Origin of the sequence: Streptomyces sp. NPDC048254 (assembly GCF_043201895.1) — a bacterium.
Taxonomy (GTDB): Bacteria; Actinomycetota; Actinomycetes; order Streptomycetales; family Streptomycetaceae; genus Streptomyces.
The window spans coordinates 328,528-353,496 of the sequence record NZ_JBICZJ010000002.1 but is presented as its reverse complement, the minus strand read 5'-3'; the positions used below and the strand labels follow the sequence as shown (position 1 = coordinate 353,496).

At 70.5% G+C, this 24,969-nt stretch carries 27 protein-coding genes, 1 pseudogene and 1 riboswitch; of the genes and pseudogenes, 6 read left to right on the top strand and 22 right to left on the bottom strand.

The window, feature by feature from the left end:
- Window positions 1–97: 97 nt before the first annotated feature.
- From trpS to ACGFZQ_RS06890, 4 genes are all read right to left on the bottom strand, one after another.
- Entirely contained in the window at window positions 98–1,111 is a 1,014-nt protein-coding gene (gene trpS, locus ACGFZQ_RS06905; protein ID WP_351741922.1) for a tryptophan--tRNA ligase, read from the bottom strand.
- Window positions 1,112–1,236: 125 nt separating this feature from the next.
- Window positions 1,237–2,697, bottom strand: a complete 1,461-nt coding sequence (locus tag ACGFZQ_RS06900; RefSeq protein ID WP_351741927.1) for a glycine hydroxymethyltransferase — start codon at window positions 2,695–2,697, stop codon at window positions 1,237–1,239.
- Between the two features lie 32 nt (window positions 2,698–2,729).
- Window positions 2,730–2,819, bottom strand: a riboswitch (ZMP/ZTP riboswitch).
- Between the two features lie 127 nt (window positions 2,820–2,946).
- The gene (locus ACGFZQ_RS06895; protein ID WP_393839471.1) at window positions 2,947–4,143 is read right to left on the bottom strand and encodes a glutathionylspermidine synthase family protein; all 1,197 of its coding nucleotides are present in this window, start codon (window positions 4,141–4,143) and stop codon (window positions 2,947–2,949) included.
- A gap of 7 nt (window positions 4,144–4,150) precedes the next feature.
- On the bottom strand, window positions 4,151–4,495 hold the full coding sequence (locus ACGFZQ_RS06890) for a hypothetical protein (RefSeq protein ID WP_351741932.1): 345 nt from the start codon (window positions 4,493–4,495) through the stop codon (window positions 4,151–4,153).
- A gap of 324 nt (window positions 4,496–4,819) precedes the next feature.
- Between ACGFZQ_RS06890 and ACGFZQ_RS06885 the strand changes: the two genes are divergently transcribed.
- Both ACGFZQ_RS06885 and ACGFZQ_RS06880 read left to right on the top strand, forming a co-directional pair.
- Window positions 4,820–5,761: a hydrolase gene (locus ACGFZQ_RS06885; protein ID WP_393839470.1), complete on the top strand. Its 942-nt coding sequence runs from the start codon at window positions 4,820–4,822 to the stop codon at window positions 5,759–5,761.
- 116 nt (window positions 5,762–5,877) lie between these two features.
- The gene (locus ACGFZQ_RS06880; RefSeq protein WP_393839865.1) at window positions 5,878–6,741 is read left to right on the top strand and encodes a DMT family transporter; all 864 of its coding nucleotides are present in this window, start codon (window positions 5,878–5,880) and stop codon (window positions 6,739–6,741) included.
- On the opposite strand, the gene ACGFZQ_RS06875 is transcribed toward ACGFZQ_RS06880, so the two are convergent.
- Both ACGFZQ_RS06875 and ACGFZQ_RS06870 read right to left on the bottom strand, forming a co-directional pair.
- On the bottom strand, window positions 6,722–7,096 hold the full coding sequence (locus ACGFZQ_RS06875; protein ID WP_393839469.1) for a DUF3050 domain-containing protein: 375 nt from the start codon (window positions 7,094–7,096) through the stop codon (window positions 6,722–6,724). The two genes, ACGFZQ_RS06880 and ACGFZQ_RS06875, sit on opposite strands and share 20 nt — an antisense overlap.
- Before the next feature lie 29 nt (window positions 7,097–7,125).
- Window positions 7,126–7,637, bottom strand: a pseudogene (locus ACGFZQ_RS06870) (GntR family transcriptional regulator); the annotation flags it as partial.
- 46 nt (window positions 7,638–7,683) lie between these two features.
- On the opposite strand from ACGFZQ_RS06870, the gene ACGFZQ_RS06865 reads away from it, so the two are divergent.
- Window positions 7,684–8,181 (top strand): carboxymuconolactone decarboxylase family protein, encoded by a 498-nt coding sequence (locus ACGFZQ_RS06865; RefSeq protein WP_365794508.1) that lies wholly within the window; start codon window positions 7,684–7,686, stop codon window positions 8,179–8,181.
- 96 nt (window positions 8,182–8,277) lie between these two features.
- On the opposite strand, the gene ACGFZQ_RS06860 is transcribed toward ACGFZQ_RS06865, so the two are convergent.
- The 3 genes from ACGFZQ_RS06860 to ACGFZQ_RS06850 all read right to left on the bottom strand — a co-directional run bounded on the left by ACGFZQ_RS06860 (window position 8,278) and on the right by ACGFZQ_RS06850 (window position 10,165).
- On the bottom strand, window positions 8,278–8,898 hold the full coding sequence (locus tag ACGFZQ_RS06860) for a chaplin (RefSeq protein ID WP_393839468.1): 621 nt from the start codon (window positions 8,896–8,898) through the stop codon (window positions 8,278–8,280).
- Between the two features lie 262 nt (window positions 8,899–9,160).
- On the bottom strand, window positions 9,161–9,436 hold the full coding sequence (locus tag ACGFZQ_RS06855) for a hypothetical protein (RefSeq protein ID WP_382533052.1): 276 nt from the start codon (window positions 9,434–9,436) through the stop codon (window positions 9,161–9,163).
- 78 nt (window positions 9,437–9,514) lie between these two features.
- Window positions 9,515–10,165, bottom strand: a complete 651-nt coding sequence (locus ACGFZQ_RS06850) for a hypothetical protein (protein ID WP_393839467.1) — start codon at window positions 10,163–10,165, stop codon at window positions 9,515–9,517.
- A 464-nt stretch (window positions 10,166–10,629) separates the two neighbouring features.
- Between ACGFZQ_RS06850 and ACGFZQ_RS06845 the strand changes: the two genes are divergently transcribed.
- The 3 genes from ACGFZQ_RS06845 to ACGFZQ_RS06835 all read left to right on the top strand — a co-directional run bounded on the left by ACGFZQ_RS06845 (window position 10,630) and on the right by ACGFZQ_RS06835 (window position 12,120).
- The gene (locus ACGFZQ_RS06845) at window positions 10,630–11,115 is read left to right on the top strand and encodes a hypothetical protein (protein WP_393839466.1); all 486 of its coding nucleotides are present in this window, start codon (window positions 10,630–10,632) and stop codon (window positions 11,113–11,115) included.
- A gap of 206 nt (window positions 11,116–11,321) precedes the next feature.
- Window positions 11,322–11,609 (top strand): hypothetical protein, encoded by a 288-nt coding sequence (locus ACGFZQ_RS06840; protein ID WP_393839465.1) that lies wholly within the window; start codon window positions 11,322–11,324, stop codon window positions 11,607–11,609.
- Window positions 11,610–11,829: 220 nt separating this feature from the next.
- On the top strand, window positions 11,830–12,120 hold the full coding sequence (locus ACGFZQ_RS06835) for a hypothetical protein (RefSeq protein WP_351741975.1): 291 nt from the start codon (window positions 11,830–11,832) through the stop codon (window positions 12,118–12,120).
- 83 nt (window positions 12,121–12,203) lie between these two features.
- Here the strand turns inward: ACGFZQ_RS06835 and ACGFZQ_RS06830 are convergent, their stop codons facing one another.
- The 13 genes from ACGFZQ_RS06830 to ACGFZQ_RS06770 all read right to left on the bottom strand — a co-directional run bounded on the left by ACGFZQ_RS06830 (window position 12,204) and on the right by ACGFZQ_RS06770 (window position 24,752).
- Window positions 12,204–12,548 (bottom strand): hypothetical protein, encoded by a 345-nt coding sequence (locus ACGFZQ_RS06830; RefSeq protein WP_351741978.1) that lies wholly within the window; start codon window positions 12,546–12,548, stop codon window positions 12,204–12,206.
- Between the two features lie 300 nt (window positions 12,549–12,848).
- Window positions 12,849–13,151, bottom strand: a complete 303-nt coding sequence (locus ACGFZQ_RS06825) for a hypothetical protein (protein WP_393839464.1) — start codon at window positions 13,149–13,151, stop codon at window positions 12,849–12,851.
- 95 nt (window positions 13,152–13,246) lie between these two features.
- Complete coding sequence (locus ACGFZQ_RS06820; protein WP_393839463.1) at window positions 13,247–13,612, bottom strand: hypothetical protein; 366 nt, start codon at window positions 13,610–13,612, stop codon at window positions 13,247–13,249.
- Between the two features lie 8 nt (window positions 13,613–13,620).
- Window positions 13,621–13,866 (bottom strand): hypothetical protein, encoded by a 246-nt coding sequence (locus ACGFZQ_RS06815; protein WP_351693352.1) that lies wholly within the window; start codon window positions 13,864–13,866, stop codon window positions 13,621–13,623.
- Between the two features lie 165 nt (window positions 13,867–14,031).
- Entirely contained in the window at window positions 14,032–15,444 is a 1,413-nt protein-coding gene (locus tag ACGFZQ_RS06810; RefSeq protein WP_393839462.1) for a condensation domain-containing protein, read from the bottom strand.
- A 131-nt stretch (window positions 15,445–15,575) separates the two neighbouring features.
- Window positions 15,576–16,526: an ABC transporter substrate-binding protein gene (locus tag ACGFZQ_RS06805; RefSeq protein WP_393839461.1), complete on the bottom strand. Its 951-nt coding sequence runs from the start codon at window positions 16,524–16,526 to the stop codon at window positions 15,576–15,578.
- A gap of 2 nt (window positions 16,527–16,528) precedes the next feature.
- Window positions 16,529–18,463, bottom strand: a complete 1,935-nt coding sequence (locus tag ACGFZQ_RS06800; protein WP_351741992.1) for an ABC transporter permease subunit — start codon at window positions 18,461–18,463, stop codon at window positions 16,529–16,531.
- Window positions 18,463–19,710, bottom strand: a complete 1,248-nt coding sequence (locus ACGFZQ_RS06795) for a glycine betaine/L-proline ABC transporter ATP-binding protein (protein ID WP_393839460.1) — start codon at window positions 19,708–19,710, stop codon at window positions 18,463–18,465. The genes ACGFZQ_RS06800 and ACGFZQ_RS06795 overlap by 1 nt, the downstream gene beginning before the upstream one ends.
- Window positions 19,710–21,236: a GMC family oxidoreductase gene (locus tag ACGFZQ_RS06790; RefSeq protein ID WP_393839459.1), complete on the bottom strand. Its 1,527-nt coding sequence runs from the start codon at window positions 21,234–21,236 to the stop codon at window positions 19,710–19,712. The genes ACGFZQ_RS06795 and ACGFZQ_RS06790 overlap by 1 nt, the downstream gene beginning before the upstream one ends.
- Window positions 21,237–21,302: 66 nt before the next feature.
- On the bottom strand, window positions 21,303–22,814 hold the full coding sequence (locus ACGFZQ_RS06785; RefSeq protein WP_393839458.1) for an aldehyde dehydrogenase family protein: 1,512 nt from the start codon (window positions 22,812–22,814) through the stop codon (window positions 21,303–21,305).
- A 163-nt stretch (window positions 22,815–22,977) separates the two neighbouring features.
- Window positions 22,978–23,721 carry a DUF2637 domain-containing protein gene (locus ACGFZQ_RS06780; protein ID WP_351742002.1) on the bottom strand — a complete coding sequence of 248 codons (744 nt, stop codon included), beginning with the start codon at window positions 23,719–23,721 and terminating at the stop codon, window positions 22,978–22,980.
- Between the two features lie 23 nt (window positions 23,722–23,744).
- Window positions 23,745–23,909: a hypothetical protein gene (locus ACGFZQ_RS06775; protein WP_351742004.1), complete on the bottom strand. Its 165-nt coding sequence runs from the start codon at window positions 23,907–23,909 to the stop codon at window positions 23,745–23,747.
- 162 nt (window positions 23,910–24,071) lie between these two features.
- Window positions 24,072–24,752, bottom strand: coding sequence for a hypothetical protein (locus tag ACGFZQ_RS06770; RefSeq protein WP_393839457.1), 681 nt, complete (start codon window positions 24,750–24,752; stop codon window positions 24,072–24,074).
- Window positions 24,753–24,969 lie beyond the last annotated feature (217 nt).

Below are 24,969 nucleotides of genomic sequence, written 5' to 3'. Positions count from 1 at the left end.
GGGCAGCCGTGGCCGAAGTGATGTGCAGCGCTCCCGTGCGCTCCCCGGAGCGCTCCGAGCGCCCCCGGCGCCCCGCTCGGTACCGCCGGCACTCCGCTCAGTGCTTGGCGGGCAGGAAGCCGACCCTGTCGTAGGCCTGGGCCAGGGTCTCCGCGGCGACGGCGCGGGCCTTCTCCGCGCCCTTGGCGAGGACCGAGTCGAGCGTCTCCGGGTCGTCCAGGTACTGCTGGGTGCGCTCCCGGAACGGCGTCACGAAGTCGACCATGATGTCGGCGAGGTCCGTCTTGAGCGCGCCGTACATCTTGCCCTCGTACTCCTGCTCCAGCTCGGCGATCGACTTGCCGGTGAGGGTGGAGTAGATGGTGAGGAGGTTGCTGACGCCCGGCTTGAGCACCGCGTCGTAGCGGATCACGGTGTCCGTGTCGGTGACCGCGCTCTTGACCTTCTTCGCCGTCGCCTTCGGCTCGTCGAGGAGGTTGATGAGGCCCTTCGGCGTGGACGCCGACTTGCTCATCTTGATCGCCGGGTCCTGGAGGTCGTAGATCTTCGCCGTCTCCCTGAGGATGTACGGCTTCGGGATCACGAAGGTCTCGCCGAAGCGGCCGTTGAAGCGCTCGGCGAGGTCGCGGGTGAGCTCGACGTGCTGCCGCTGGTCCTCGCCGACGGGCACCTCGTTGGCCTGGTAGAGCAGGATGTCGGCGACCTGGAGGATCGGGTACGTGAACAGGCCGACGCTGGCGCGGTCCGCGCCCTGCTTGGCCGCCTTGTCCTTGAACTGGGTCATCCGGCTGGCCTCGCCGAAACCGGTGAGGCAGTTCATGACCCAGGCGAGCTGGGCGTGCTCGGGGACATGGCTCTGCACGAAGAGGGTGCAGCGGTCCGGGTCCAGGCCGGCGGCGAGCAGTTGCGCGGCGGCGAGGCGGGTGTTGGCGCGCAGGTCGGCGGGGTCCTGCGGGACCGTGATCGCGTGCAGGTCCACGACCATGTAGAAGGCGTCGTGGGACTCCTGGAGGGCCACCCACTGGCGGACGGCGCCGAGGTAGTTGCCGAGGTGGAACGAGCCGGCGGTGGGCTGGATGCCGGAGAGCACGCGGGGTCGATCAGAGGCCATGTCCACCATTCTCTCAGAGGGTGACGGGAGAAACGGTCGCCCTGGAGAGTGCTTGCGGTGCGCGGGGAACTGCGGCGCCGTTGTGGCTGGTCGCGCAGTTCCCCGCGCCCCTGACGGGGCGCTGATCAGCCCAGGTCGATCTCCGGGTACAGCGGGAAGCCCGCCACCAGGTCCGTCGCGCGCTGGGCGATCTCCGTCGACACCTTCTCGTCCAGGACGTGGGAGGCCTTGCTCGGCGCGCCCGACTTCGTCGTGCCCGGCTCCGTCGCCGTCAGGACCCGGTCGATCAGGGCCGCGACCTCGTCCATCTCGGCCGTGCCCAGGCCGCGCGTGGTCAGGGCCGGGGTGCCGATGCGGATGCCGGAGGTGTACCAGGCGCCGTTCGGGTCGGCCGGGATCGCGTTGCGGTTGGTGACGATGCCGGAGTCGAGGAGGGCGGACTCGGCCTGGCGGCCGGTGAGGCCGTAGGACGACTCGACGTCGATCAGGTTGAGGTGGTTGTCCGTGCCGCCGGTGACGAGGGTGGCGCCCCGGCGCATCAGGCCGTCGGCCAGCGCGCGGGAGTTGTCGACGATCCGCTGGGCGTAGTCCTGGAAGGAGGGCTGCCGGGCCTCGGCGAGGGCGACGGCCTTGGCGGCCATGACGTGCGGGAGCGGGCCGCCGAGGACCATCGGGCAGCCGCGGTCGACCTGGTCCTTCAGCGAGTCGTCGCACAGGACCATGCCGCCGCGCGGGCCACGCAGCGACTTGTGGGTGGTGGTGGTGACGATCTGGGCGTGCGGGACCGGGTCGAAGTCGCCGGTCAGGACCTTGCCGGCGACCAGGCCCGCGAAGTGCGCCATGTCGACCATGAGGGTCGCGCCGACCTCGTCGGCGATCTCCCGCATGATCCGGAAGTTCACCAGCCGGGGGTACGCGGAGTAGCCGGCCACGAGGATCAGCGGCTTGAAGTCGCGGGCCTGGGCGCGCAGCGCGTCGTAGTCGATCAGGCCGGTCGCCGGGTCGGTGCCGTAGGAGCGCTGGTCGAACATCTTGCCGGAGATGTTCGGGCGGAAGCCGTGGGTGAGGTGGCCGCCCGCGTCCAGGGACATGCCGAGCATCCGCTGGTTGCCGAAGGCCTGCCGCAGCTCGGCCCAGTCGGCCTCGGAGAGGTCGTTGACCTGGCGGGCGCCGGTCTTCTGGAGGAAGGGGACCTCGACGCGGTCGGCGAGTACGGCCCAGAAGGCGACCAGGTTGGCGTCGATGCCGGAGTGCGGCTGGACGTAGGCGTGGCGGGCGCCGAACAGCTCGCGGGCGTGCTCGGCGGCGAGCGCCTCGACCGTGTCCACGTTGCGGCAGCCGGCGTAGAAGCGGCGGCCGACGGTGCCCTCGGCGTACTTGTCGCTGAACCAGTTGCCCATCGCGAGCAGGGTGGCCGGCGAGGCGTAGTTCTCGGAGGCGATCAGCTTGAGCATCTCGCGCTGGTCGTGGACCTCCTGGCCGATGGCGTCGGCGACGCGCGGCTCGACGGCACGGATCACGTCGAGGGCCGCGCGGTACGCGGTGGACTCGGTGGAGAGGGGCTCGGTGGAACGGGGCTCGGACATTCGGGACCTCCGGACATGGCGTTCGGCGTTCACGGTTCGGCCCAGGCGCACGGCACTCGATCGGACACGGGCCGCTCCCCGATGGTCGGTCCCATCCCAGCGCGCCAGTCACGGCCCGCTGGTCAGACTACCGGGCACGCCGGAGCCGAGGGCCGTGGCGTCCACCAGTCGGGCGGGGGCGGCACACCTGCCCGGCCGACCGCCACGGCCGCCGGACCCACCGGCAGGCGCCGTGGCCGCCCGGCCGGGTCAGGCGGCGGGCGGCAGGATCACGTGGGGCAGGAAGCGGGCGTAGTCGTCCGTCACCAGGCCCTGCGACTCCCTGATGCCCAGTCCCGCCGCCTCCTCGCCCACCACCCACGCGCCGAGCACCACATGGTTGCCGTCGAACGAAGGCAGGGGCGCCAGCTCCTGGTAGCAGCACGGCTCTTCGCGTACGACGGTCCCCGCGCCCGGCGGGTGGACGAGGACGCCCGCGCCCTCCCGCCCCAGCAGCGGCTTGCTGACGTAACCCGTCGTCCGGGCCAGTTCCCTCGGGCCGTCCACGTACGCCGGCAGCAGGTTCGGGTGCCCCGGGTACAGCTCCCAGAGGATCGCCAGCAGCGCCTTGTTGCTCAGCAGCATCTTCCAGGCCGGCTCTATCCACATGGTGGTGCCCGTGCCGCCGCCGTTGTCCAGGGTGTCGAGGACGTGGGCGGCGAAGGCGTCGGTCGTGAGCCATTCCCACGGGTAGAGCTTGAAGCAGCTGCGGATGAACCGGAGCCGGTTGTCGACGAAGCGGCCGGAGAGGGTGTCCCAGCCGATCTCCTCCATGGAGATCCAGTCGGTGTCCAGGCCCGCCTGCTCGGCGGTCTCCTTCAGGTAGGCGACCGTCATCAGGTCCTCGCCGAGTTCGTCGGCGGAGGAGTGCGCGAAGTGCAGGGGGATGCCCGGCGGGAGCAGCCGGGCCTGCCGCTGCCAGGCGGCGACGAGGCGTTCGTGGAGGCTGTTCCACTGGTCGGCGCCCGGGAAGCGGTCCTCCATCCAGAACCACTGGGCCGAGGCCGCCTCCACCAGGGAGGTGGGGGTGTCGGCGTTGTACTCCAGGAGTTTCGCCGGGCCCGTGCCGTCGTAGCGGAGGTCGAAGCGGCCGTAGAGGGACGGGAGTTCGGCGCGGCGGTGCCAGGCCTCGGTGACGGCGGCGCGGATGCGGGGGTCGGTGATGCCCAGCTCGGCGAAACGATCCTGCGCGACGATGTGGCCGGCCGCCGCCAGGCACATGGCGTGCAGTTCCTCGACCGCCTCCTCCAGCGCCTCCACCTCGTCGAGGGTGAAGACGTAGTAGGCGGTCTCGTCCCAGTACGGGCGCAGGGTGCCGTCCGGGTGGCGGGTGAGGGGGTAGATCAGGCCCTGTTCCTCGACGGTCCGCTGCCAGTCGGGGCGGGGTTCCGTGGTACGGCGGTGCATCGTGCGGTCAGCCGCCGGAGCTGCCGTGGCCGCTGCCGAAGCCGCCGCGGTGGACGCTGTGGCCGCCGCTCGACGAACTGCCGGAGCCCTTGGCCGGCTTGCTGAACGAGCCGCCGCTGACCCAGCCGCTCTTCTTCTTGCCGCCGTAGTAGTAGGCGCCGTTGACGGCGGCCTTGGTGGAGGTGCAGTTCTTGTCGGAGACGACCTGGTAGCCCTTGGCGGCGGTGTAGCTGTTGCGGTCGACGCAGCGCTTGTCGGGGTCGGAGGAGCAGGCGGTGAGGGCGGCGGCCAGGAGGCCCATACCGCCGAGGATCACCGTGCCCGAGCGGAGTTGCCGGCGTGCGTCAGCCATGTTCGTGTGCCCCCGTGTGGTGTGCGGTGGGCCGACGGCGGTTGAGTGATCGTCGGCCGGGTGTCCGGCGACAGCTTAGACGAGCGGATCCGGCCCGCTCAGACGAGCGAATCCAGCCCGCTCCGACTTGTCATGTCCAGGTAAGAAAATCATGTGAAGCCGCCGGAGATCCTGCCGCCGCGCCGCGCACCACGGGTACCGTCCAGCTGTTCGTAGGTGAACGATCAACTTCGAACTCTACGCGCGAAGACGCCCACCCCGCAGCACCCCGCAGCACCCGCACCGCCATCCCCCTCGCACCCCCCACCGACGGAGGAATGACAGATGCCCGGCTTCGCCGCCTCGCGCCACAAACTCACCACGGCCCTGACCGTGCTCGGCCTGCTCACCGCGGGAGCCGCGCTCCAGGTCGGCACCGCGGCCGCCCCCGCCCACGCCGCCACCACCTACCGCGTCCTGTTCGACGACGGCCACGCCGAGGAGGCGGGCAACGCGGACTGGATCATCTCCACCAGCAAGCCCGACCCGCTCTCCCAGGACTCCTCCCCGTCCTCCGACAAGGACTGGACCGGCGCGCTGTCGTCATGGGGCGTCGCCCTGCAGAAGACCGGTGACTACAGCCTGAAGACCGCGACCAGTGCGCTCACGTACGGCGGTTCGTCGACGACCGACCTGTCGAAGTTCGACGCGCTGGTGCTGCCCGAGCCCAACACCAAGTTCACCACCGCCGAGAAGACGGCGATCATGAACTTCGTGAAGGCCGGCGGGGGTCTGTTCATGATCTCCGACCACACCGGGGCCGACCGCAACAGCGACGGCTACGACGCGGTCGAGATCCTCAACGACCTGATGACGAACAACAGCGTCGACTCGACCGACCCGTTCGGTTTCTCGATCGACTCGCTGGACGTCGGCTCCGGGTACCCGAAGGCCATCAGCGACAGCAGCGACCCGGTGCTGCACGGCGGCTTCGGCACCGTCACCAAGAGCCTGATCGCCGACGGGACCACGGCGACCCTCAAGCCCTCCGACAACTCCGCCGTCAAGGGGCTGGTGTACCGCAGCGGCTACTCGGGCAACACCGGCGCCTTCTTCCTGACGTCCGCCTTCGGCAGCGGCCGGGTCGCGTTCTGGGGCGACAGCTCCCCGATCGACGACGGCACCGGCCAGTCCGGCAACACGCTGTACGACGGCTGGAACGACAGCGGCGCCACCAACGCCGCCCTCGCCCTCAACGCCACCGCCTGGCTGGCCGGCGCCAACTGACCCACAAGGGGAGGGAGCGGGTCCGGGGTGCGTCCCGGGCCCGCTTCCCGCTTTCCTCACGATCACCGTCCGCTCCTCTCACCCGGAGCCCCTACAGTCCCTTTGTGCTCTTTGGAATGGTGTGTGCGCTCGCGGCCGCGATCTGCTTCGGTACGGCGACCGTCTTGCAGGCGATGGCCGCGCGGGCGGCCGGTGACGGTGCGGGCGGGGAGGCCGCGCTGCTGCTGCGGGCCGTGCGGCAGTGGCGGTACCTCGCCGGACTGGGGCTGGACGGGCTGGGTTTCGTGTTCCAGATCCTGGCGCTGCGGTCGCTCCCCATCTACGCGGTGAGCGCCGCGCTGGCGTCGAGCCTCGCGGTGACCGCGGTGGTCGCGGCCCGGCTGCTGCGGGTGCGGCTGAGCGGGCTGGAGTGGGGCGCGGTGGGGGTGGTGTGCGCGGGGCTCGCGATGCTGGGGCTGGCGTCGGGTCCTGAGGGCGACCGGGCCGGGTCCGACGCGCTGAAGTACGCGATGCTCGCGACCGCGGTGGGCGTGCTGCTGCTCGGGCTCGTCGGCGGGCGGCTGTCGGGGCGCTGGCGGGCGCTGCTGCTGGGCCTCGGGGCGGGGTTCGGGTTCGGGGTGGTGGAGGTGTCGGTGCGGCTCATCGACACCCTGTGGCCGGGCGGGCTGCTCACCAACCCGGCGACCTACGCGCTGCTCGTCGGCGGCGGTGGCGCCTTCCTGCTGCTGACCTCGGCGCTCCAGCGCGGCTCGGTGACCACGGCGACGGCCGGGATGGTGATCGGCGAGACGATCGGCCCGGCGGCCATCGGCGTGGTGTGGCTCGGGGACCGGACCCGGGAGGGGCTCGCCTGGCTCGGGGTGCTCGGTTTCACGGTGGCCGTGGCGGGGGCGCTGGCACTGGCCCGGTTCGGGGAGGCGCCCGGGGCGCAGGACACGGGCCCCGGGGCGCCCGAGCCCGTCAGCCCAGCGCGTCCGTGATCCCGTCCCACAGGCGGGTCCTGGCCTCCAGGGCGACGACGACGGTCTCGACTGCCTCGTCCCAGCGCCGTTCGTCGGTTCCGCACAGGTCGGCGACCGTCTGGAGGGCCATGGGGGTGTGCTCCTCGCCGTCGACCTCGATATGGCGGGCGAGGTAGTCCCGGAAGAGCGGGAAGCGGTCGGTGCCCTCCTCCTTGATGACCTGGTCGAACATGTCCGGGATCAGGTCCTCGCGGGAGAAGGCGAAGGCGGCGGCCCGGCAGTGCGGCGGGCGGTCGGCGATGATGCCGAAGGTGGTGCGTACGAACTCGGCGGCGGGGGCCGGGACCTGGGCCACCCGCAGGGCCGCCGGCACGTCGTGGCCCTCGGCGAGGAGCGCGACGAAGGGTCGGCGCGCACCCCCCGGGCACGGGCGAGTTAGGCGGCGAGCGCAGTTCGACGCGGCCGCGCGGATCGCCGTAGCCGAAGGCCTCGCTCGGGGCGGTGGTGAGGGCGCGGCGGGCCGCCCTGAGCCACTCGGCGCGCGGGAAGGCGGAGACGTCGGGGTGGCCGGCGCGCAGGTCGTAGGCGGGGTGGTGAGCAGTCGTACCGGTGACGGGCGCCGCTCCATGCCGTCCCGGCGGCGAGGGCGTCGGCTCCCTGGCGACGCGGGTGCCGGAGCCCTGGCGGGCGGTGAGCCAGCCCTCGGCGACCAGGTCGGCGTAGGCGTCGGCGACGGTGTTGCGGGCGATGCCCAGATCCACGGCGAGGGAACGGGACGACGGCAGCCGGGTGCCGGGGACCAGCCGGCCGCCGCGGACGGCTTCGCGCAGGGCGTCGGTCAGGCCCCGGCACAGGCCCGGACCGGCCGGTTCCAGATGGAGGTCGACGCTCAGAGTGGCCCATGTTCTCCCCATGGAAATGGACCATACTCCTGGGCTGCCTGGCTCCTAGGGTCGAGATATGACCACAGAACACCCGACCGAGTACGCACCCGAACACTCCCCCCGTCTGCCCTGGTCGGAGCTGGTGCCCGACGTGTACCGGGCGATGGTCCGGCTGGACACCGCCGCCCGGAAGGGCCTCGACCCGAAGCTCCTGGAGCTGGTGAAGATCCGGGCCTCGCAGCTCAACCGCTGTGCGCTCTGCGTGGACATGCACAGCAAGGACGCGCTGGCGCAGGGCGAGAGCGTCGAGCGGATCATCCAGCTCAGTGCCTGGGAGGAGTCCGAGCACTTCTACACCGAGAAGGAGCTGGCGGCGCTGGGCCTGACGGAGGCGGTCACGGTCCTCACGGAAGGCTTCGTGCCGGACGACGTCTACGAGCGGGCCGCCAAGCACTTCGAGGAGGCGGAGCTGGCGCAGCTGATCGCCGCGATCACGGTGATCAACGCGTGGAACCGGTTCGGGGTGACCTGCCGTCTGGTGCCGGGGCACTACACGCCGGGGCAGCACGCGTGAGCAAGGCCGGCACCTGCCGGGCCGGGGCTCCGGCAGTGGGCCGTGGCGGCGGTCCGGGAGATCGCCGCCTGGCTCCGTCGGACGGGGCGGCCGGGATCACCTCACGTGGCTGACCGCCGCCGGGCGGAAGCGCCGGTACAGCACCACTCCGGCCGCCAGCGAGGCCAGGCTCGCGGCGGCCGGCGCCCAGGGGTTGCCGGTTCCGGTGTGCGCGAGTGTGCCGGTCGTCCGCTGCCGGACGACGGTGGCGGGCGGCTTCGGCGCCGGGTGCGCCTTGACCGGGTGTGACGGCTGGTGGCGGACGGGTGGCGCGGGAGGCGTGGACGGGCCGGGCCCGTCGGGGTGGTCGACCGGTGTGTCGACGGACTCGTTGCCGAAGACGGGATTGCCGATACCCACCGCGTTCACGCTGTTGCCGATGACGTTCAGGGGAACATCGACCGGAAGCTGGATGCCGTTGCCGGAGAGGACACTCGGCGAGTCGTGAGCGCTGCCGACGGCCGTGGCCCCTTCCTTCTCCTTGGCCTTGCCCCCCTCGTTGGCGCAGCGGTTGCCCATCGCGGGGTTGAGCAGCCCGATCACGTCGACGGTGTTCCCGCACACGTTCACCGGGATGTTCACCGGCAACTGGATGTCGTTGCCGGAGACCAGCCCGGGCGAGCCGGACGCGGAACCGTCCGCGGCGGAGTCGGCCCACGCCGGGCCCGCGACCGCCATCGCACCAGACGCGACAGCGAAGGCGATCACACTGTTTCGGGTAGCCCGTTTCATGGGTTCCCTGCCCTTCCAGACACGTCGCGGGCTCTCACCCGCGAGCGGCGAAATCCAAGCAGAACGAAAGAAGTAGTGGCTTTTCGACCATTTGGCCGGTATCCGGCACCCCGCCGGCGTTCGGCTGCGCCATGGTTCGCTTCGGGCAGCGGATGCGCGCACGACGGCGGGGTACGCGGCCAGGGCCGGGCGAGCAGCCGCGGAGGGGTCAGAGCGCCTGGTTGTTGCAGCCCATGTCCGAACCGAGGTGGTTCTGCTGCGCACCCGGGTTGCCCTCGCCGTTCAGCAGGTTGCCCGCCAGACCGGTGATCGCGCCGACGCTGCCGATCACCTCGATGTTCATGTCGTGCGAACGGCACTCGGTGGCCTGCGTGATGTCGAGGTCGCGGCCCAGGTCGTCGTGGGCGAAGGCGGTGGTGCCGCCGAGGGAGCCGACACTGCCGAGCATGGCGCCCACGAGGACTGCCTTCTGGAACGTGCGCATGGGTTCTCCATTGGTCGAGCGGATGGAATCTGCAAGAGATCGAGCGGGAAGTGCGGATGTCCGCCGGCGCGGCGGCCGTCAGCCGAGTCGGGGAAGCCCCAGCTGGCCGACGGGAGGTGCCGCGACCTGTCCGAGACCGACCGGGGAGAGCTGCGGCACGCCCGGTGACCCGAGCTGCGGGCTGAGCAGCGGGTTCACCTGCGGATTGATCTGGGGGTTCACCTGCGGGGCGACGATCGCCGGGCCCTGCGCGCCGAAGGCCTGGGGTGCCTGGGGTACGGCCAGCTGGGGGGCGACCTGCGGCATGACCTGGGGCATGACCTGGGGCACCACCTGGGCCGGCTGCGCGGGGGCGGCCTGGACCGGTTGCTGCGGTGCGGCCTGCTGCGGGTACTGCGGCGCGGCCTGCTGCTGGTACGGAGGAGGGGCCTGCTGCTGGTACTGCGGGGCGGCCTGCTGCGGGTACGGCGTCGCGGCGGCCTGTGCGACTCCCTGCGAGGTGGCCGTGCTGGAGGCGTAACCGGTTGGCTGCGGCGCGGGCGCGGGCGCGGCCTGCGGAACCGGCTGGGGAACGGGTGCCGGGGCCGCCTGGGGAGCGAACTGCTCGGGAGCCGGCGCCGGGGCGGCACTGCCTTGTCCCATGGGAGCGGCATGACTGACGCCGCCGCCGAGCGCGGACAGACCGCTGGCCGCCACTGCAAAGAGCGCGGCCTTGTGAAGCTTGCGCATGAAACCCTCGGCCCTTCGATACCTGAATAGGGAAGTCCATTGCATTCAGCGCGGTCACACGTGCACTCGGTGTGATACTCGTACCGCACCACCGGCAGCGGCAGTTCCGATAAGCACGCGGACTTCGCCTTCGGAGCCGACAGCGATTGCCTCACCCTCTTCAGGTCCACGGTCGCTGCCTTCTCCTCGTCGGAACGAGAGTTGTCCGGCTGCGGTCACGGCATCCAAAAGCCCGTCACCCATTTGCCGTCCAATGGGCCGGACTTCACTATCCGCACACCCTGCGGCAAATGGGTGACCACGCCCCGGCGACCGTTTCTGGGTCTGCGCGCGCCTCGTTCCCCACGGGGCAGGAACGATGGGTCACCGCAGCCGCACAGGGCAGCAGGAACAGCGACAACTGCGCTGCCTCATCAGCATTTCATCAGATTCCGTGCACAGGTCAATGAAGGGCCGAGAATTCCATGCGCAAGCTTCGTAGGGTCGCGCTCGTCGTCGCAGCAGCCGGGGGTCTCACCGCCGTCGGCGCCGCCCCAAGCTCCGCCGCCACTCCCGCCGCCTACAACGGGGCTGTGCCGCCTCCCGTTTCACAGCCGGACGCCCAGGCCGCCTCGCTCTCCTCCGCTCAGGCGACCGCGCAGTCCTACGGTTCGCCGACCCAGCAGCAGGCGCCCCCGCAGCGTGGCACCGAGGTCGCCCCGCAGATCAACCCGCAGCTGAACCCGCAGATCAACCCGCAGCTTTCGCCGCCGGCCCCGCAGCCGGCGCAGGGACAGGCCGCCCCGGTGAGCCAGACCAACATGTTCCGTCCGTCCCAGGAGTGCAGCCCGCAGTCCCTGCTCGACGCGAACGTCCCGGTCGCCCTGCTCGCCGCCTCCCAGACCCGCGGCGTCGACTGCTCCCAGGCCAACAGCCAGTCGAACTCGCTCGCCAACGCGCGCCAGGGATGACGGCCAAACGTCGGTGTGCGAAAGGGAGTTGCCGAGAATCGCGACCGACGGGCCCGTACCGACGCGATACGGCTTTCGGGTGCTTTCGCTTTGTGATCGCAAAAACGGCGCGTCGTTGCCATCTTTGGCGTATTTCGTACTAATCTCCCGTAACTGTAATAAGTCGATCTCCCACAGATCGCACCCACTCACTCCCCGGAGATGACATGCGTAAGCTTCGCAACGTTGCCGTCCTGGTCGCCGCGATCGGCAGCATCGGACTCGTCGGCGGCACGGCCCACGCCGACCAGGGCGGTAAGGGCGGCGAGCACGGTGACAAGTTCAACATCCAGCAGAGCTCCCACTGCAAGTCCCACGACCTGAACGTGGACGTCCTCGGCGAGGTCGGCCTGCTCAACGGCGTCCTCGGCAACGCCCTGAACGGCGAAGGCAACCCGGGCGCCCAGGCCACCGACATCGGCTCCACCATGGGCTGCAACAACAGCGCATTCTGAAAATCTGATCGGCGCGGAGACGTCGGTTGACCAATGGTCCCGGTGCCGGGCTTCAAGCCCGCGCCGGGACCATTTGTGTGCGCCGGAAGACCTCCAAGTCGGCGAAAATTGCTCGCTTTCGGCGCGCCGCTGGAATATCTCGGTTATTTCGTATCAACCTTCAGGTCAACGGATGCCGATCTTTCCCGGATCGCCTCTACCTCACCTCACCGGAGATGAAATGCACAAGGTACGTACCGCTGCCGTCCTCTTCGCCGCGTTCGGGAGCCTCGCGCTCCTCGGTGCCGGCGCCGCCCACGCCGACCAGGGCGGGGGCAGGAAGGGAGGCGACAGCTTCGACATCCGGCAGAGCAGCACCTGTACGTCGCACGACAGCAACGTCGACATCCTCGGCGAGGTCGGCATCGCCAACGGCCTGGGCGGCAACCTGCTGAACGGCGAGGGCAACGCGGGTGCGCAGCAGAGCCACCTCGGCTCGGACATGGGCTGCAACAACAGCTTCGGCAAGTAAGGCGAACGACAAAGCCCGGTGCCCCGGCCGACGGCCGGGGCACCGGGCTTTGTCCATGGCGCTCAGGGACGCCTCAACGGCGCTCAGAACGCGATGTGCGGCTTCTCGAAGCCCTTGGGCAGCTCCGCCGTGTTGGAGCAGTCCACAACGGGCCCGGCGTCCGTGGATCCGCTGCCCAGCAGGCCGTCCTCCGGATACACCGCGCTCGGCCGGTCGGTCGTCGAGCAGTCCTGCGTCTGCCTGATGATGTGCGTGCCGTCCTTGTCGGTGTGGACCTCCGACTTGCGAATGCAGACGGTGTCACCCTGCGCATTGGTCTTGCAGTCGCTCGAGTGTCCGTCCGCGTACGCGTGTCCGGCGCCGACGCAGATCGCTGCGAGACTCCCGACGAGCCCCGTGACGGTGGCAATCTTCTGCCGAGTGAACATGTGCTGCTTCCTTTGCAAAAGAGGCCCGGCCGCGTGCCGTCACCGGCGTGCGTCCAGGCCCGAGAAGGTCGAAACAGAGCATCCTGCGCCTGGCCGCGGTGCCGACCGCTGCCGACGACAGGATGGCGGCAGCCCGGACGCATGCCCCGAGGGAGCGGTGCGTCCGGGCTGCCTTCGCCACGGGGTGTCACTCAGCGAACCCGCTGAACGGACCCCGGAATTCGTGCGATGTTCCTCAGGCTTCCGAAGGAGGCCGAAGCGTTCGTGACGGCGCCGAGAGGACGAGCCCTCGGTACGCCGTTACTCGCCCTCGCCGCCCTGCTGGCCGTAACCCTCGGGACCCTGCTCGGGGCCCTGCTCGGGACCCTGCTCGGGACCCTGCTCAGGCCCGGACTTCTGGTCCTCCGGCTGACCCTGCGGCTGCGCCTGCGGGCCGTAGTAACCGCTGCTGCCGACGGCAACGGCGTTGGCCGACGAGTTGGCCACGGCGGTGACGCCCTGGCCCGCGTCCTCGCCACCGGCGGCGAAGCTGGCCCCGGCACCGACGAAGGACAGGCCGGCAACCGCCGCCGCTACGACCGCGGCACGCTGAAACTTACGCATGATTTGACCCTTTCTTATCCGGGCAGGACAGCCCGGCTCGACTACGCAATGTGAGCATATACACACATTTCGTAGTCATTCAGGATCTAACTCGCTCATGTCGCGTCGTCCGCGCGTCGCGTCGTCGCCCGCCAGTGCCCCGCATGCCGGTCCTCGCGGGTGCCGGTCGACCCCCACGTCTCGGGGGAACAGGTCACCTCGGGCCCCAGCCGCGCCCTCCCGTTGCCCAGGACGGCAGGCACCGTCAGGGGCTGCACCGTCTGACAGGTGTCCTGGTGGGGCGGGATCTCACCTTCGGGGACCTCGCCCTTGAACCGCTGGGTGCAGGAGAGGTTGCCCAGGACGTCCTGGGTGCAGGCCCCCGGGTCCGCTCCGGCATACGCCTGGGTGACGCCGGCACCGGCCACGACGAGGCCGCCGACGAGCACCGAGAGAGCCGCGATCTTCTTCCTGTCGAACATGGTCAAGCTCACCCTGTGAAAGCGGTGTTGTACTGACCGCAGGTGGTGTCCGTGGTGCCGGCGAGACCGAGCACGCCGATCGGGACATCGTTTTCGGCGACCGTCTGCGGACTGCACTCCTGGTAGGGGCGGTAGAGGTCGGACACCTGCAGCCCGTTGGCGCCGCTGTCGGCGACAGCGGTGCCGGCACCGAGGGCAGACAGGCCGCCGGCCGCCGCCACCGCCGCGAACACGACCTTCTGAAGCTTGCGCATGGAAACCTCGATTCTCTTTCTGTACATCGAGAACGATTGCCTAGCGTGACCACGCAAACACTAGCAGTAGCCGCATGCGACTTACCGCACCCAATGGGGCCATGAGTTGCCGTTCGCCGCATAACGCCGCCGATACCAATACGGTCGTATCAAAGGGAAGTTGAGTCAGAGGAATTCCGGCTGCGTGGTTCGCATGTGTTCATCCGCCGGCACGGAGGCAATCAGGTCCCGCAGTCGCTCGGCATACCGCCGCACGTTCTTGTAGGCGACCTCGGTGTCCGGGTAACGGCAGGCGAACCAGAGCCCCTCGTGCAGCCGGCTGACCCAGGCACACACCTGGTCGCCGTACGACACCCGGATCAGCCCGTACGTCTTCTGCTCGGTCCAGCCGGCCGAGCCGGGGGTGGGGCGGGCGTCCACGTACGAGACGATCGAGTACATGTCGGGCGAGGTCGGACGGAAGTCCGCGCCGAGCAGCCGCAGTACGCGGGCCAGCGGAATGCGCGCCAGCGACCGGTTGGCCCGCAGTTCGGCGCGGACCGTGGCGAGCGCGCCGTCGAAGTCCCGTGCCGCGGGCACCTCGATCGGTGCGCCGCCGACGTACCAGCCCACGGAGTCCGACCATTCGGACTTCAGTCGGGTGTGGAACGGCACGACCGTACGGTAGACCGGCTGCCCGCCGAGTTCGTGGACGATCAGACTGGTCGCGGCCAAGATGCCCACCAGGCTGCCGCCGTAGGGCCGGCAGTGCGCCTCGAACGCGGCGGCGGTGTCGGCGTCGACGAGCGGCTCGCACATCAGCTTCTGGGCGGGCAGCGCGCCACCGGGTCGCAGACCGAGGTCTACGGGGAACTCCGGAAGCCTCCCGTCGCACCGGGCGATGAACTCCCGCCAGCGTCCGACGATCGCGTGGGTGTCGTCGATCCCGTCCGCGTTCGCCCGCTCGTGCCGGCAGAAGTCGACGTAACTCCCCACCGGCGTACCGGTGGTGGGCCGCCCCGTGACGCCCGACGTGTACAGCCCGTGGATCTCGTTCGAGGTGAGCTGGAGGGAGTAGGCGTCGACATTGGTGTGGTCGAAGGCCATGTACACGCTGGTGGAGTCGTCACGGACGACCGCCGCGTAGATGAGGTTCGGCCAGCCGAGCGCGTCCGCCGCGACGTCGAATCGGTCCTGCAGATACCGGGCCAGCACCTCCGCGTCGGCGAAGTCGCCGACCTCCTCGCGGTGCAGCGTCACGTCGTCGGCGTCGAGCGTGAACCGGTGCATGTCGTCGCCGACCAACCGGAAGCCGCTGCGCAGCGTCTCGTGACGCAACGTCCAGCCGCGCAACGCCTCTTCCAGCGCGTCGAGATCGGCCCGGCCCGGCAGGTCGAACGCCGTGCCGAGCCAGGTCGGTACGAACAACCCGTCCTCGCGCACCGCCCGCGCCGTTCTGATGTGCGACTCCTGGATGTACGCCGGCGGCCGCGGATCCGGCGGGAGCGCTGTCGCGGCCGCGACGGTCGCCGGGCTGAACGTCCACTCGACTAGCCGTCCGGGCCGGACCTCGCAGCGCTGAATGTCAGAAATTCGCACGATGGCGTCTCCTTCACAGAAGACACCAGCTTGATCAAGGCGGAGCCGTGCGCGAGCGATGACCGCTGTGTCGTCCGCTTTTCAGCGGGACGTGTGACACCTCGAACGGCGAAGCGATCAACCGGTGTTGCTCAGGACAGCCACTCCTTCCACACCGAGGGGTGACCGTCCACCCACTTCTTGGCGGCCTCCTGAGGGCTCAGCTTCTGGTCGGCGATCATCAGCGAGACCTCGTTCTGGTCCTCGGTCGTCCACTTGAACTTCTTCAGGAAGGCCGCCGCCCTGCCGCCGCTCTTCGCGAAGTCCGCGTTGAGGTACTTCTGCAGCGGGGTGTGCGGGTAGGCGCAGGCGACCTTGGCCGCGTCGGCGTCACAATCCTCCTGGTACGCCGGGAGCTTCACCTCGGTCATCGGCACCTTCTTGAACAGCCACTGGGGCGAGTACCAGTAGGTCAGGAAGGGCTTCTTCTCCTTGGCGAACTGCTTCATCTGGGTGATCTGGGCGGCCTCGGAACCGGCGAAGACGACCTGGTAGTCCAGCTTCAGGTTGTTCACCAGCGCCTTGTCGTTGGTGACGTACGACGGTGAGCCGTCGAGGAGTTGCCCCTTGCCGCCGCTCTCCGCGGTGCGGAACAGCGAGGCGTACTTGTTGAGGTTCTTCCAGTTCGTGATGTCGGGATGCTGCTTGACCAGATAGGTCGGCACGAACCACCCGATGTGCCCGGTGACTCCGAGGTCCCCGGCACGGCCGATGGTCTTCTTGTCCTCGACGTACCGCTTCTCCTGGTCCGGGTGGCCCCAGTCCTCCAGGATCGCGTCGACGCGTCCCTGGCTGAGCGCGTCCCAGGCGGGCACCTCGTCCACCTGCACGGTGTCGACGCGGTAGCCCAGTTCGTGTTCGAGCAGGTACTGGGCGACGGCCACATTGGACTGCGCGCCGACCCAGGACTGCACGGACAGGGTCACGGTCTTCGATCCCCGCGCGTTGGCGAAGGGCGAGGCCTGCTTGGTCATGTCGGCGGCACCGCAGCCGGTCGCGAGGACGAGCACGGAGACGGCGGCCGCCAGGGTCGTACGGCGCATGGTCATGCTCCCTTCCTCGTACGGCGCTCCGTGGGCTGGGTGACGCGGTCGAGCATCAGGCCCAGGCAGACGATGGCGGCACCGGCCACCAGTCCGGTCGCCAGGTCGCCCTGGGCGAGACCGAAGGCGACGTCGTAGCCGAGAGCGCCACCGCCGACCAGGCCGCCGATGATGACGACGGCGAGGACCAGCACCACGCCCTGGTTGACGGCGAGCAGCAACGCGGGCCGGGCGAGCGGCAGTTGGACCTGCCACAGCTGCTGACGGCCGGTGGCGCCGAGCGACCGCGCGGACTCCAGGGCGGCGGGGTCGACCTGCCGCAGCCCCTGGGCGGTGATCCGTACGACGGCGGGCAGCGCGTAGACGACGGCGGCCGCCACGGCCGGGGCACGGCCGACGCCGAACAGGGCGACGACCGGGATCAGGTACACGAACTGCGGCATGGTCTGGAACACGTCCAGGACGGGGCGCAGGGCGCGTTCGACGCGGTCGCTGCGGGCGGCGGCGATTCCGGTCGCGAAACCGAGCACGAGGGTGACGGCGACGGCCGCGAGGACCTGGGACAGCGTGTCCAGCGACGGCTCCCAGACGCCCAGCACGCCGATCGCGGCCATCGCGAGGACGGCGGTGAGCGCGGTGCGCCAGGTGCCGATCAGCCAGGCCAGGGCGGCGACGACGAGCAGCACCGACCACCAGGGCAGCCACTGCAGGCCCGACCGGACGGGGTCCAGGATCCAGGTGGTGAAGTGGGCCGCCCAGTCGGCGGTGCCGCCCACGACCGGGACACCCGAATACAGGTGGGCGGTCATCCAGTCGACGGCACGGTTGACCGGCTCGGCGAAGTTCACGGTCCAGGCGGCGGGCCAGTCGAGGCCGCCGAGGAGGCGGGCGACGACGGCCACGGCCACGGTGGCGGCGAGGGCGTAGAGAAGGCCGAGCGGGGAGGGGCGGGTGTCGCCCCGGTCGCCCGCCGCGGCGGTGATGCGGTCCAGGACGACCGCAAGGAGCACGATCGGAATACCGGCGGCGAGGGCCGCGCCCACGTCGACCGAGGCGAGGGCCTGGTAGACCCGGTCGCCGAGGCCGCCGGCGCCGATGACGGAGGCGATGACCGCCATCGACAGCGCCATCATGATCGTCTGGTTGAGACCGAGGAGGAGTTCCTTGCGGGCGAGCGGGATACGGGCGGTCAGCAGCCGTTGCCTGCGGGTGGCGCCCAGGGACTCCACGGCCTCCAGGACCTCCGGGTCGGCGCCGCGCAGGCCGAGGGCGGTGAGCCTGGCCATGGGCGGGGCGGCGTAGACGACGGTGGCGAGGACGGCCGCGGGGACGCCGATGCCGAAGACCAGGACGACCGGGAGGAGGTAGGCGAAGGCGGGGAGCACCTGCATGGTGTCCAGGACCGGGCGCAGGGCGCGGTTCAGCCGGTCGGAGAGACCGGCACCGAGGCCGAGGACCAGGCCGACGGCGACGGACGCGAGGACGGCGACGACCATCAGGGCGAGGGTCTGCATCGTCGGCACCCACATGCCGAGGGCACCGCAGGCGAGGAAGGCGACGGCCGTCCCGACGGCGAGCCGGAGGCCGGCGACGCGGTGCGCGACGGCGGCGGCGAGCACGGTGACGCCGGGCCAGCCCGCGGCGAGGAGGGCGAGGTAGACGACGCGGACGGTGAGGACGACGGCGTTGCTGATGTAGCCGAGGAAGTAGAGGAAGAGGGGGTGGGTGTCGCGGTTGTCGATGACCCAGTTGCTGGCGGAGGTGAGGGGCTTGGAGAGATCGACGGTGAGGTGGTGCGGCCAGGCGGCGGACGCCCAGTGGGAGCTGGCGAGCGGAACGAGGACAGCCGCGACCACGGCCAGGACGAGCAGCTTGCGCACGGCCTGGCTGGCGGGCAGGGCTATTCGGCGGGGACTCGGGACACTGATCGTCGCCATCAGACACCCTCCGGACTGGTGCGGGGGGCGGGGGGCTTCACTTGCCCGCGCTCACGGGGTACCGCCGCGCCCACCCCGCCTGCGGTGGCGTCGGTGGCGGGACTGTACGACGGACGATCCGCATCCCGACTTGGGGGCGCGGGGAACTGCGCGACCGGCCCACCCCTGCCCGCGGACGAACCACTGCCCGCACCGGCCTTCGCCACGACGCCGAGCAACGTGTCCGCGTCGACCACACCGACGCACCGGTCCCCGTCCACGATCCGCGCCGGGGCGCCGGCCCCCGCCACCACGTCGATCGCCTCGGCGACCGTCGCGGTCGAGCCGACCGCGGGTCCCGCCGAGGCCTCCCCGTCCTTCGCCGGCCTCATCGCGGAGCGCACCGTCAGGACCTGCTCGCGCGGTACGTCCCGCACGAACTCCCGGACGTAGTCGTCGGCCGGGGAACCGACGATCTCCTCCGGCGTACCGAGCTGCACCACCTGTCCGTCCCGCATCAGGGCGATCCGGTCGCCGAGCTTGAGCGCCTCGTTCAGGTCATGCGTGATGAAGACCATCGTGCGGCCCTCCTCCTGGTGCAGGCGGACCACCTCCTCCTGCATGTCCCGCCTGATCAGCGGGTCGAGCGCGCTGAACGGCTCGTCGAAGAGGAGCACCTCGGGGTCGACGGCGAGCGCCCGCGCCAGCCCGACCCGCTGGCGCTGGCCGCCGGACAGCTGGCCGGGGCGGCGCTGCTCCATGCCCGCCAGGCCGACCTTGGCGACGACCTCCGCGGCCCGCCTGCGCCGCTCGGACCTGCCGACGCCCTGGATCTCCAGGCCGTACGCGACGTTGTCCAGGACGGACCGGTGCGGCAGCAGCCCGAAGTGCTGGAAGACCATCGCCGCGCGGTGCCGGCGCAGCTCCCGCAGCCGCCCCTTGTCCATCGCACGGACGTCCTCGCCGTCGATGACGATCGTCCCGGACGTGGGCTCGATGAGCCGTGTCAGGCAACGGACCAGCGTCGACTTCCCGGAGCCGGACAGGCCCATCACCACGAAGACCTCGCCCTTGCGCACGTCGAAGGAGACGTCACGGACGGCGGCCGTACAGCCGGTGCGGGCGCGCAGGTCGGCGGGCGCGAGCCCGGTCAGCTCGGCGTCCCCGGGAACGCGGTCGGCCTTCGGACCGAAGACCTTCCACAGACCGTCGACGGAGAAGACAGGAGTGGTGTCAGAAGTGGCGACAGGGGTCGTACTGCTACTCATCACGCACCGCCCTTCAGCAGGTCCACGGCCCTCTCGCCGACCATCAGCACTCCGATCATCGGGTTCACGGCCGGCATGGTCGGGAAGACGGAGGCGTCGGCGACACGGATGCCGTCCAGGCCGCGGATCCTCAACTCCGGGTCCACCACGGCCTGTCGGTCGTCCGCCGAGCCCATCCGGCAGGTGCCCGCCGGGTGGTACACGGTGTGCGCGACCTTGCGGGCGTACTCGCTGAGCTCGGCGTCGCCGAGGATGTCCGGCCCCGGGCACACCTCGCGCTTCAGCCAGCCGGCCAGCGGCTCGGTCTTCGCGATCTCGCGGGCGATGCGGATGCCGTCGACGAGGGTGCGGCCGTCGTAGTCGTCCTCGTCGGTGAAGTAGCGGAAGTCCAGCGCGGGCTTCACGGACGGGTCGGCGCTGGTGAGGTACAGCCGGCCGCGGCTGCGCGGCTTGGGGATGTTCGGGGTCATCGAGACGCCGAACTCCGGGCGCCGGTAGCCCAGTCGCTCCGGGTTGTCCGTGAACGGGATCTGGTAGAAGTGGAACATCAGGTCCGGGCCCGCGTGTTCGGGGTCGCGGCGCACGAACAGACCCGCGTCGGAGTCCATCGCGGAGTTCTCGGGGATCGGGCCGTTCGTCTCCCAGACGATCACCGACTCCGGGTGGTCGAGGAGGTTCTCGCCGACGCCCGGGAGGTCGAGCGCGACCGGGATGCCGAGCGCTTCGAGGTCCTGGGCCGGTCCGATGCCCGAGTGCAGGAGCAGGCGCGGGGAGTCGACGGCCCCCGCGCTCAGCACGACCTCGTTGCGGGCCCGTATCAGCAGGTCCTCGCCGTGCTTGGTGCGGACGTGGACGCCCTCGGCGCGGGTGCCGTCCAGCTCCAGCCGGTATGCCCAGGTCTCCAGCAGGATCGTCAGGTTGGGGCGCTCGTCCATCACCGGGTGCAGGTAGGCCACCGAGGCGCTGGAGCGCTTGTTGTCCTCGGGGTGGTAGGCGAGGTCGAAGAAGCCGGCGCCCTCGGTGAACGGCTTGCGGTTGAAGCCCTCCACGCGCGGGACGCCCAGCGCCTCCTGCGCCGCGTCGACGAAGTCGCGGGCGATGGCGTTCCGGTCCTTCTCGTCGACCGGGACGATGTTGTTGAGGAGACGGGCGTAGTACGCCTCCATCGGGACCGCGCCCCAGCCCTTGGCGCCGGCCGCCTCCCACTCGTCCCAGTCGGAGGGCAGCGGCTTGAAGGCGATCAGCGTGTTGTGCGACGAGCAGCCGCCGAGGACGCGGGCGCGGCTGTGCCGGATGTGGGAGTTGCCGCGCGGCTGCTCGGTGGTCGGGTAGTCGTAGTCCAGCTCGCCGCCGAGCAGGCCCATCCAGCGGCGCAGGGTGAGGACGTCGTCGCGGCCGACGTCACTGGGACCGCCCTCGATCACGGCGACCGTGACATCGGGGTTCTCGGTGAGACGGGAGGCTATGACGGAACCCGCGGTTCCGCCGCCGATGACGACGTAGTCGTAGGTGTGGGACTGGGACATGGGGGGTGCTCCAAAAGGCTTCCGAAGCCCTGGGTGAGGCTTCTCGCGTACGGCGGTCGGGTGGGCTCAGCCGGCGAACCAGCGGACCGGCCGCGGTGCGAGGTTCTGGTAGACGTGCTTGGTCTCGCGGTACTCGGCGAGCCCGGCGGGCCCCAGCTCGCGGCCGGTGCCGCTCTTTCCGAAGCCGCCCCACTCCGCCTGCGGGAGATAGGGGTGGAAGTCGTTGATCCAGACGGTGCCGTGCCGTAGCCGTCCCGCGACCCGGCGGGCGCGTCCGGCGTCGGCGGTCCAGACGGCGCCGGCCAGGCCGTACTCGGTGTCGTTGGCGAGAGCGACCGCCTCGTCCTCGGTGCGGAAGGTCTCGACGGTGAGGACCGGCCCGAAGACCTCCTCGCGGACGACCTTCATCTCCCGGTGGCACTGGTCGAGCACGGTCGGCTCGTAGAAGTAGCCGCCGGCGGGGCGGTCGGCGGACGGTTCGGGGCGCTTGCCGCCGGAGCGCAGCACCGCGCCCTCCGCCAGCGCCGACGCCACGTACGCCTCGGTCTTGGCGCGCTGCTGCTCGGAGACGAGCGGGCCGCACTCGACGCCGTCGGCCGTACCGCGTCCGAGGCGGATCCGGGCGGCCCGGCGGGCGAGTTCGGCGACGAACCGTTCCCTGAGCGGCTCCTCGACGATCAGCCGGGCGCCGGCCGAGCAGACCTGGCCGCTGTGGATGAAGGCGGCGTTGAGGGCCTGGTCGACGGCGGTGTCGAAGCCCTCGTCGGTGCCGCAGGCGTCGGCGAAGACGACGTTGGGGTTCTTGCCGCCGAGTTCGAGGGCGACCTTCTTGACCGACACGGCGGCCGCCTGGGCGACCTTGACCCCGCTGACCAGTCCGCCGGTGAAGGAGACCAGGTCGACATCGGGGTGCTCGGCGAGGCGGGCGCCCACGCTGTGCCCGGGACCGGTGACGAGGTTGGCGGCTCCGGCGGGCAGCCCGGCCTCCGCCAGCAGCTCTATCAGCGCGACGGTCGTCAGCGGGGTGATCTCGCTCGGCTTGATCACGAAGGTGTTGCCCGCCGCCAGCGCCGGAGCGATCTTCCAGCTGGCCTGGAGCAGGGGGTAGTTCCAGGGGGTGATCAGGGCGCAGACGCCGACGGGCTCGTGGACGACGACGCTATGGATGTCGGGCGAACCCGCGTCCACCACCCGGCCCGAGCCCTCCGCCGCCACCAGGTCGGCGAAGTAGCGGAAGGCGTCGGCGACACAGTCGATGTCGACCCGGCCCTCCTCGACGGTCTTGCCCGCGTCCCGGCTCTCCAGGAGGCCCAGCTTCTCGCGGTCGCGCACGAGCAGGTCGGCCACCCGGCGGAGCAGGGCGGCGCGCTCGGCGACCGGGGTGCGGGGCCAGTCGCCGGTGTCGAAGGCGCGCCGGGCGGCGGCCACCGCCGTCTCCGCGTCCTTCTCGTCACCCTCGGCGACCACGGCGAAGGGCAGGCCGTCCGCGGGGTCGATGATCTCGCGTGTCGCGCCGGAGACGGCTTCCAGCCACTCGCCTCCGGCCTGGATGGTCGCTTGTGCCGTTCGGTCCGCCATGATCGGTATTGCCTTCCGTTCCTGTTCAGTGCCCCTGTGTGACAGAGAAGTCACACTCGGGGACCGTCACCGCCTGCCCTCGGTCCCGGATTGCATGCGCAATCGGTGGCCGAAAGTGTGCTGCATCACTGAACAGTCGGACGAAACGGGTCAAAAAGCTCTCTCAGGGCGTGGCGGTCGACGGTTCGGCGCGCGTGGCGTGCCGGGGCCTGCTCCGGGTCGAGATCTGACCGACGAGTTCCCAGAAACACACCAGGGCCGTCACCGGCGGAATCCCGAAAATGACTAACGACAACAGCGCATGCGACGAATGACTGGCGCACAGCGCCACGGCCAGGACGGAGGCGGCCAGCACCACACACCAGGACCGGCGTGCACTCCGGTGCTGAGCGGTGGCCCGCAGGACGGAGAGCGCCGCCACGAACCACGGGCCGTACACCGTCAGCGGCCAGTACTGCGCCAGGCCCGCGGGCAGCACCCCCGAGGCGATCCCGCGCAGCTGCCCGTAGGAGTAGCAGACGGACCAGGTCAGCATGCACACCGCGCACAGCGAGACCGCCGCGATCAGGAACGTGATGTGCGTGATGCGCCGGCCGCCGTCGAGCAGATGCGGCTCCTGGCGGACCCGCCGACGGCCGCCCCTGCGCTGGGCCGGCACGTCCAGCAGGGTGGGCGCGGCGGTCGCACTCCCGCCGGTCGGCGTGGACAGCATCTGCGCCAGCTCCTCGACCGGATCCCAGTCGTTCGGCGTGACGTCCGGCTCCGGGGCACCCCAGGCGTGGTCGTAGAGACCCGGATGGTCGTAGCGTCCGGGGGTCTCGTACAGACCGGGATGCTCGTACAGACCAGGGTGGTCATAAAGACCGGGATGGTCATAGAGACCCGCATCGCGCTGAATCCCGTCCATGGTTAAAACCTCCGCCCCCTGCTTCAGAACGCCGCGTACAGATCGGCCAACGTCCGCCGATAATCATTTTCCAGCACATTGATTCTCGTCAGGAAATCATCGAGCAGGTCCGAGCATGAGGTGATATCCATACTGCCGGGCCAGCGGAGCACAGTGGTCGGGTGATCTTCGGCGGTGATCCAGTCCAATCGCGTCACAGTCACCTTAACGACCGTCACGCAGAGCTGGATTTGGAGCGTTCGGGGGAATTGGGTCACCCAGAAGAGGACCTATGAAATACAGACAGGCAATTACATTCCGCGGATTCTGGAATTAAATGAACGAAGACGCGGCCTGCGCGGGGCGGGTGTTCAGTCCACGCCGGGGTCCGCGTCACAGTCCGTGTCCGGCGGGCAGAACCAGTCCACCGCCGTCGTCAGATGGCCCAGCTCGTCGTCGCGGCCGTCGGAGTCGGGACCGTAGGAGGCGACGGCGTAGATGTTGCCGTCGGCTGCGACGAACCGCTCGTCGACGACGTGCCAGGTGCCGACGTCCGGCTCACCGCCGATCGTGCCGGCCAGGTACTCCAGCCGGGAGCCGGTGAAGCCGACGTCGTCGAGGCTGGTCAGACCCAGCTCCTGGAAGCCGTCCGGCTTGGGGGTCTGGTCGGAGAGGTAGAGCTCGAAGGAGGCGTCCGGAGAGCTCTCGGCGACCTGGTAGACCTGCAGCCGGTGCGCACGGTCCGGGCTGCGGTAGCTGACGACGGCGATGCCGTACGAGGAGTCGACGGTGGACCGCGACCAGCCCTCGGGGACGGCGATCCGGAAGCCCTCGGCGTCGTGCCGCACCTCGTATCCGGCGGGCGGTACGGAGGCCGACGGGGACGGGGTGCCGCTGCCGGACGGCGCCTGCGACACCGTCCCGGGCGCCGCGGAGGGGGTCGGGCCGACGGAGGAGGCGGCCACGACAGGCTTGCCGCCCTCCCCCTTGCCGACCACCAGGGTCAGCACCAGGCTGACGGCCACACCGACGACAGCGGCGCCGACAACCACGGACCACACAACCCTGCGCCCGGGCCGCCGAGAGAACCCGGCCACCTGGTCCGGCCCGGCGGATACCCAGCCCGACCCAGCGTCCGCCCAGACCGCCCCGACGGGCGGCGGCACCGACTCAGCGGGCGGTGGGACCGACCCGACGGGCGGTGGGACCGACCCGACGGGCGGTGGGACCGACCCGACGGGCGGTGGGACCGACCCGACGGGCGGTGGG

Bases quoted from the DNA above. Each gene is read 5' to 3' on its own strand.
- ACGFZQ_RS06890 (WP_351741932.1), bottom strand. From the start codon at position 4,495: ATGGCTGACGCACGCCGGCAACTCCGCTCGGGCACGGTGATCCTCGGC.
- ACGFZQ_RS06885 (WP_393839470.1), top strand. From the start codon at position 4,820: ATGCCCGGCTTCGCCGCCTCGCGCCACAAACTCACCACGGCCCTGACC.
- ACGFZQ_RS06855 (WP_382533052.1), bottom strand. From the start codon at position 9,436: ATGCGCACGTTCCAGAAGGCAGTCCTCGTGGGCGCCATGCTCGGCAGT.
- ACGFZQ_RS06880 (WP_393839865.1), top strand. From the start codon at position 5,878: ATGGTGTGTGCGCTCGCGGCCGCGATCTGCTTCGGTACGGCGACCGTC.
- ACGFZQ_RS06805 (WP_393839461.1), bottom strand. From the start codon at position 16,526: ATGCGCCGTACGACCCTGGCGGCCGCCGTCTCCGTGCTCGTCCTCGCG.
- ACGFZQ_RS06900 (WP_351741927.1), bottom strand. From the start codon at position 2,697: ATGTCCGAGCCCCGTTCCACCGAGCCCCTCTCCACCGAGTCCACCGCG.
- ACGFZQ_RS06865 (WP_365794508.1), top strand. From the start codon at position 7,684: ATGACCACAGAACACCCGACCGAGTACGCACCCGAACACTCCCCCCGT.
- ACGFZQ_RS06850 (WP_393839467.1), bottom strand. From the start codon at position 10,165: ATGCGCAAGCTTCACAAGGCCGCGCTCTTTGCAGTGGCGGCCAGCGGT.
- ACGFZQ_RS06815 (WP_351693352.1), bottom strand. From the start codon at position 13,866: ATGCGCAAGCTTCAGAAGGTCGTGTTCGCGGCGGTGGCGGCGGCCGGC.
- ACGFZQ_RS06830 (WP_351741978.1), bottom strand. From the start codon at position 12,548: ATGTTCACTCGGCAGAAGATTGCCACCGTCACGGGGCTCGTCGGGAGT.
- ACGFZQ_RS06845 (WP_393839466.1), top strand. From the start codon at position 10,630: ATGCGCAAGCTTCGTAGGGTCGCGCTCGTCGTCGCAGCAGCCGGGGGT.
- ACGFZQ_RS06785 (WP_393839458.1), bottom strand. From the start codon at position 22,814: ATGGCGGACCGAACGGCACAAGCGACCATCCAGGCCGGAGGCGAGTGG.
- ACGFZQ_RS06835 (WP_351741975.1), top strand. From the start codon at position 11,830: ATGCACAAGGTACGTACCGCTGCCGTCCTCTTCGCCGCGTTCGGGAGC.
- trpS (WP_351741922.1), bottom strand. From the start codon at position 1,111: ATGGCCTCTGATCGACCCCGCGTGCTCTCCGGCATCCAGCCCACCGCC.
- ACGFZQ_RS06795 (WP_393839460.1), bottom strand. From the start codon at position 19,710: ATGAGTAGCAGTACGACCCCTGTCGCCACTTCTGACACCACTCCTGTC.
- ACGFZQ_RS06825 (WP_393839464.1), bottom strand. From the start codon at position 13,151: ATGCGTAAGTTTCAGCGTGCCGCGGTCGTAGCGGCGGCGGTTGCCGGC.
- ACGFZQ_RS06800 (WP_351741992.1), bottom strand. From the start codon at position 18,463: ATGGCGACGATCAGTGTCCCGAGTCCCCGCCGAATAGCCCTGCCCGCC.
- ACGFZQ_RS06860 (WP_393839468.1), bottom strand. From the start codon at position 8,898: ATGGCGGTCGCGGGCCCGGCGTGGGCCGACTCCGCCGCGGACGGTTCC.
- ACGFZQ_RS06780 (WP_351742002.1), bottom strand. From the start codon at position 23,721: ATGGACGGGATTCAGCGCGATGCGGGTCTCTATGACCATCCCGGTCTT.
- ACGFZQ_RS06895 (WP_393839471.1), bottom strand. From the start codon at position 4,143: ATGCACCGCCGTACCACGGAACCCCGCCCCGACTGGCAGCGGACCGTC.
- ACGFZQ_RS06840 (WP_393839465.1), top strand. From the start codon at position 11,322: ATGCGTAAGCTTCGCAACGTTGCCGTCCTGGTCGCCGCGATCGGCAGC.
- ACGFZQ_RS06820 (WP_393839463.1), bottom strand. From the start codon at position 13,612: ATGTTCGACAGGAAGAAGATCGCGGCTCTCTCGGTGCTCGTCGGCGGC.
- ACGFZQ_RS06790 (WP_393839459.1), bottom strand. From the start codon at position 21,236: ATGTCCCAGTCCCACACCTACGACTACGTCGTCATCGGCGGCGGAACC.